This is a genomic window from Bacillus sp. GMs2/2, assembly GCF_050172095.1.
Taxonomy (GTDB): domain Bacteria; phylum Bacillota; class Bacilli; order Bacillales; family Bacillaceae_G; genus Bacillus_A; species Bacillus_A cereus.
In genome coordinates this window covers 1-3,482 of sequence record NZ_JBNLYE010000395.1, presented here as the reverse complement: position 1 = coordinate 3,482, position 3,482 = coordinate 1, and the positions used below count along the sequence as shown (strand labels likewise).

Sequence of the window (3,482 nt, the reverse complement as noted above, 5' to 3'; positions counted from 1 at the left end):
TGATGATCAACGCTTATTAGGAGTCCGATTAGGTTCTGTACTTGTGACAGAGGAAAATCAATATTTAGTAATTAAGAAAAAAGATCATTATGCACTGTTAAATATACATAATTTAGAATGCACACATGTTGAAGTGCAGTTAGAACATTTGGAAGAAATGTTGCGGGAAGATTTCCAAGAAAGTATAACGGAGATTATCGCACCAGAACATATAAAAATTGTTGCGAAAAATGTTATATAGATAAAGAAGCTGGAAGGAACAGCTTCTTTATTTTCATTATAAGGATAACGTTTTTACAACCTCACCAATGAAGTGTTTTCTTTTTTAGTTAGTTTGAAGTGAACTTTTGAAAAAAATTGTCTCGGTACATGTACATAACCCATGAGATTGTTATTAAAGAAATGATGATTTGTTTGTTTTTAATTGGTGCATTGAAAACAAGCCAACCAACTATATCAAATAACAAATGTAGCACGATTGAAAGAACTACAAATTGAAGTAACGTATTTAAAAATCTTTTTATAAAGTGTCCTCTTAAAATAATAGGTTTTATTAACAGTTTGATATAGTGATATTATACATTAAATGTGTATTGTGGTAAAATTTACATAAGTTAGTGGAATAAAGCAAATGAAAGTTAGTAAGGGGGAACATTCATGGAATTCTGGATGGTTATACTGATAGTAGCTGTTGGTTTCATTTATATCGCTGAAAAATTAACTACAATTGAAAAGAAAAATGATGCGCGTTTAAAGAGAATTGAAGATAGATTACAATTAATTACGAAAGAAATGGGAATTATAGAAAGAGAACCTGAAATTAATAAAGAACTACGCCAGCTTGTAGAAGAAGGCAAAAAAATTACAGCAGTTAAGAGAGTAAGAGAAGCTTTTGGTTTTTCCTTACTAGAAGCGAAGCAATATGTTGATAAATTATAAAAAAGATCATCCATTTGGGTGATCTTTTTCACTGCACCATGCGTGTATTTACATAAGCGGCGATTATAAAGTGTCCAATTAGAGTGATAGGAATAACGATTGTGACATTAGGCGTAGTGAAGACACTACCGATTGTCGCAATGACACCAGCAATTAAATTATAAAGACCTACTATTTTTGATAGTTTCACTTTATCAGGCACGCGGCGTTCGTTGAATCCTGATAAGAGCCAAGTGTACTGCTTTACTCCGATGAAATAAGCTAGTGCAAATGAAATGATTGCTACTATAAATAATGTTGGTGAAGCGAAGAGAGTCATTGCAAACACCTCCGTTAATGGACTATAAATAAATTATAGTCCGAATGTTATAATTTAACAAAATATAATTTAGGTTTTAAGTGTAATAGAAAAATGGAGTATTGGTAATGAGGGGAGATTAAGTATGAATATTGTGGAGTTTCAGAGGTATGTATCAAATTTCAGTAAAGAAAAAGGATTTCAAGATACAACAATTGAAGAGCGTACGATATATACGATGGCGGAATTAGGTGAATTAGCGGAAGTCATATTAAAGCGTGATACAATACAAGATGCGAAAAGAGAAATCGGTTTAGAAATGTTTGATGTAATTTGGAATGTATGTGATTTAGCAAATAAATTAAATATTGATTTAGAGAAGGCGTTTAAAGAAAAAATGAAAATTAATAAAAAGCGTGAATGGTAAGTAGAATTTTAATTTGTAAAGATGGGTGATATGAATGAAAAAGAAGCTTTTTATAGGAGGAATCTTTACTTTAATAAGTGTAATAAGTGTTGTCGTTTACTTAGTTTTTCAAGGCATATTCATTCCGAATCAAATAAGTGCTGATAAGTATGAAATAAAAGGTGTAGATGTCGCATCGTATCAAGGGGATATAGATTGGAGAGAGTTGGAAAAGCAAAATATGAAGTTTGCGTTTATAAAGGCGACTGAAGGAAGTTCGTTTGTGGATGAGTACTTTTCGAAAAATTGGAGGAATGCGAATAAGACAGATATGCGCATCGGAGCGTATCATTTTTTTAGTTTCAATAGTAAGGGTGAAACACAAGCAGAGCAATTTATACGAACTGTTCCAAAATATAAACAAGCATTGCCACCCGTGATTGATGTTGAGTTTTACGCTAACAAAAAAGATAATCCGCCTAAGCGTGAAGATGTTACGAAAGAGTTGGCGGTCATGATTGAAATGCTAGAAAAACATTACGATAAGAAAGTAATATTGTATGCAACGCAAGAGGCGTATGATTTATATATAAAGGATGCGAATCCAAAATGTGATATATGGATTCGTAGTGTTCTTACAAAACCGAGTTTATCTGATGAGAGAAAATGGACGTTTTGGCAATACACGAACCGCGGGAGATTAAGCGGTTATAATGGAAAAGAAAAGTATATTGATTTGAATGTATTTTATGGGAATGAGGAAGAGTTTGAGAATTATGGAATGGAAGATTAAGTTTTAAAGCGTACAACATTTTGTACGCTTTTTTATCATTTGTGTAAAAAAATGTAAAAAACGATGGAACAAAGATTTGAGATGAATTGTCTAATATAGGTAATAACTATTTAGTTTGAAAGGAAGGATGGAGAAAATGAAAAAGAATACATTATTAAAATTAGGGGTATGTGTTAGTTTACTAGGAATAACTCAATTTGTTAGTACAATTTCTTCTGTGAAAGCAGAACAAAAGCTAGAGCAAATAGTAATCAAAAATGAGACGGGAACCATTTCAATATCTCAGTTAAACAAGAATGTATGGGTTCATACGGAGTTAGGTTATTTTAGTGGAGAAGCAGTTCCTTCGAACGGTCTAGTTCTTAATACTTCTAAAGGGCTAGTACTTGTTGATTCTTCTTGGGATAACAAATTAACGAAGGAACTAATAGAAATGGTAGAAAAGAAATTTCAGAAGCGCGTAACGGATGTCATTATTACACATGCGCACGCTGATCGAATTGGCGGAATAACAGCGTTGAAAGAAAGAGGCATTAAAGCGCATAGTACAGCATTAACCGCAGAACTAGCAAAGAACAGTGGATATGAAGAGCCGCTTGGAGATTTACAAACAATTACGAGTTTAAAGTTTGGCAATACAAAAGTAGAAACGTTCTATCCAGGGAAAGGACATACAGAAGATAATATTGTTGTTTGGTTGCCACAATATCAAATTTTAGCTGGAGGCTGTTTAGTAAAATCTGCGGAAGCTAAAGATTTAGGAAATGTTGCGGATGCGTATGTAAATGAATGGTCTACATCGATTGAGAATGTGCTGAAGCGATATGGAAATATAAATTCGGTAGTACCTGGTCATGGAGAAGTAGGAGACAAGGGATTACTTTTACATACATTGGATTTATTAAAATAAGAAATTGTAGAAATACAAAAGAAAGGAGAAATAATTTTCTCCTCTCTTTCTTCTAACTATATTTAAATGCTGAATCTGTCGATTACGTCAGCATATATTACTGAGATTTTAATTCCAAGTATACAAATACTAGTAC

The 3,482-nt window shown here is 32.6% G+C and carries 7 protein-coding genes; 5 read left to right on the top strand and 2 right to left on the bottom strand.

Features of this window, described 5'->3' with window-relative positions; all coding sequences use genetic code 11:
• Window positions 1–241: hypothetical protein (locus ACQGS6_RS24925; RefSeq protein WP_426965767.1), on the top strand; the 241-nt coding region annotated here is incomplete at its 5' end.
• Between the two features lie 88 nt (window positions 242–329).
• Here the strand turns inward: ACQGS6_RS24925 and ACQGS6_RS24920 are convergent.
• Complete coding sequence (locus ACQGS6_RS24920) at window positions 330–524, bottom strand: hypothetical protein (protein ID WP_000819661.1); 195 nt, start codon at window positions 522–524, stop codon at window positions 330–332.
• A gap of 133 nt (window positions 525–657) precedes the next feature.
• Between ACQGS6_RS24920 and ACQGS6_RS24915 the strand changes: the two genes are divergently transcribed.
• Window positions 658–939 (top strand): hypothetical protein, encoded by a 282-nt coding sequence (locus ACQGS6_RS24915; protein WP_000397724.1) that lies wholly within the window; start codon window positions 658–660, stop codon window positions 937–939.
• A 28-nt stretch (window positions 940–967) separates the two neighbouring features.
• Here the strand turns inward: ACQGS6_RS24915 and ACQGS6_RS24910 are convergent, their stop codons facing one another.
• Window positions 968–1,258 (bottom strand): DUF3784 domain-containing protein, encoded by a 291-nt coding sequence (locus ACQGS6_RS24910; protein ID WP_000171773.1) that lies wholly within the window; start codon window positions 1,256–1,258, stop codon window positions 968–970.
• A 124-nt stretch (window positions 1,259–1,382) separates the two neighbouring features.
• Between ACQGS6_RS24910 and ACQGS6_RS24905 the strand changes: the two genes are divergently transcribed.
• The 3 genes from ACQGS6_RS24905 (at window position 1,383) to bla2 (ending at window position 3,346) form a co-directional block, all read left to right on the top strand.
• On the top strand, window positions 1,383–1,664 hold the full coding sequence (locus ACQGS6_RS24905; RefSeq protein WP_001028132.1) for a MazG nucleotide pyrophosphohydrolase domain-containing protein: 282 nt from the start codon (window positions 1,383–1,385) through the stop codon (window positions 1,662–1,664).
• A 34-nt stretch (window positions 1,665–1,698) separates the two neighbouring features.
• Complete coding sequence (locus tag ACQGS6_RS24900; RefSeq protein WP_000727666.1) at window positions 1,699–2,436, top strand: glycoside hydrolase family 25 protein; 738 nt, start codon at window positions 1,699–1,701, stop codon at window positions 2,434–2,436.
• A gap of 136 nt (window positions 2,437–2,572) precedes the next feature.
• Window positions 2,573–3,346, top strand: coding sequence for a BcII family subclass B1 metallo-beta-lactamase (bla2, locus tag ACQGS6_RS24895; RefSeq protein WP_426965766.1), 774 nt, complete (start codon window positions 2,573–2,575; stop codon window positions 3,344–3,346).
• The last annotated feature ends 136 nt before the right edge of the window (window positions 3,347–3,482 follow it).